Raw genomic sequence first — 1,624 nt, 5'->3', positions numbered from 1 at the left:
CATGGCTCCGCATTCGCGCAGCCACCATCTATGATGAAAAAGAATTTCTAATCTAAATGGGAGGATTATCTCATTGATTTATGGCAATACAGTTAATGACAATACGACCAGGTCGAAAATACTTTGGTGGATCCTGAAAGGGGATACCCTGTGTAAGAAACGGGCTGTGGCAGTACGGAAGCACCATCTATTGTGCCTCGAGCACGTATACAAAAGTTTTACAAGAAAATTACTGTCATTTGTATTGTTAATTTAATGATGAGGTGAGTCTCCTATGGAAGCAATGATTGAAAGATGTGCGGGTCTAGACGTGCATCAAGAAACAGTAGTCGCTTGTGTCTTATTCGGTCCATTGGATAAAAAGCCAAAAAAGTCCATTGAAACTTTTCGAACTACAACGAAAGGCTTATTAGAACTAAACGATTGGCTGACATCCATGCAGGTAACGGACGTTGTGATGGAAAGTACCGGTGTTTACTGGAAGCCGGTGTGGAATGTTCTAGAAAGTAATTTTCAACTAGTGCTTGCCAATGCCAAACATGTAAAAAACGTCCCGGGCAGGAAAACAGATTTCAAAGATGCCGAATGGCTTGCCCAATTATTACGGTGTGGGCTTATTGAAGGCAGTTTTGTACCGCCAGAGGATATTCGTGATTTGCGGGATCTAACACGGTATCGAAAAAAGTTGGTTCATAATCGTACAGCCGAACAAAACCGCATCCACAAAATTCTCCAAGATGCGAATATCAAACTTACTTCTGTGCTATCCAACATTTTTGGCCAATCTGGACGTCAAATTTTAGAAGCCATCATTAATGGTGAAAAAATAGAAGAGAAGGACCTTCAGAAGATGGTGCATTGGCGTGTAAAGGCGAGCCTGTCTGAAATAGCAGAAACCGTCAACGGGCGGATACGTCGTCACCATCGCGATATGTTGCGCTATCATTGGGAACACATGATTTATATAGAACAAGTAATAGAGGAACTGGAAGAACAAATTGACCAATGCTTAACTCCTTATCGCAAAGAGGTTGAATTACTGGATACCATTCCTGGTGTAAACAAGGATGCAGCAGCTGTTTTCGTTGCAGAACTGGGGGTTGATATGTCTGTCTTTGGAGAATTCTTCTAAGCGTATGGCATCATGGGTTGGTGTAAGTCCGGGAAATAACGAAAGTGCTGGAAAAAAAAACTCCAGTAAAACAACAAAAGGTAATAAAGCATTAAAAACAATGGCAGTAGAATGTGTACTAGGAACTTCAGGACAAAACAATCGAATAAATGCACACCGAAAACGGATTACCAAGCGACAAGGCAAGAAAAAAGGAACGATAGCTTCAGCTCATTTAATTTTAACCATTGCATTCAATATACTAAAAACAGGAGAACCATATCAAGAACTAGGTGCAAATTATATGAAGAAGGAACAAAAAAATAAGGAATTAAAAATGATTGAATACCTAAAAAGGAAGGGATATAATATTTCACCCTCTGATCAAAAAACGGCTTAAATGGCATCATACAGTTAATAAAAAAATAAATAAAGCCCTCCAAAAAAATGAGTAACGAAAGGGCCTAGTTAGGTGTTGTCTTCTTTGGAAAATTGTTTTCATACAAAAGTATA

General features: G+C 39.2%; 2 protein-coding genes. Both read left to right on the top strand.

Annotation, left to right across the window (positions count from 1 at the left end):
- Positions 1 to 274 precede the first annotated feature (274 nt).
- On the top strand, positions 275 to 1,132 hold the full coding sequence (locus tag IEX12_RS23030; RefSeq protein WP_286171352.1) for an IS110 family RNA-guided transposase: 858 nt from the start codon (positions 275 to 277) through the stop codon (positions 1,130 to 1,132).
- 4 nt (positions 1,133 to 1,136) lie between these two features.
- Positions 1,137 to 1,511 carry a transposase gene (locus IEX12_RS23665; protein WP_235000388.1) on the top strand — a complete coding sequence of 125 codons (375 nt, stop codon included), beginning with the start codon at positions 1,137 to 1,139 and terminating at the stop codon, positions 1,509 to 1,511.
- Positions 1,512 to 1,624 lie beyond the last annotated feature (113 nt).

It is taken from the genome of Lentibacillus populi (assembly GCA_014642895.1).
GTDB lineage: Bacteria > Bacillota > Bacilli > Bacillales > Amphibacillaceae > Lentibacillus_C > Lentibacillus_C populi.
Note: the sequence above shows the minus strand (reverse complement) of the source record. Positions and strands in the feature narration are given on the sequence as shown.

Bases quoted from the DNA above. Each gene is read 5' to 3' on its own strand.
- IEX12_RS23030 (WP_286171352.1), top strand. From the start codon at position 275: ATGGAAGCAATGATTGAAAGATGTGCGGGTCTAGACGTGCATCAAGAA.
- IEX12_RS23665 (WP_235000388.1), top strand. From the start codon at position 1,137: ATGGCATCATGGGTTGGTGTAAGTCCGGGAAATAACGAAAGTGCTGGA.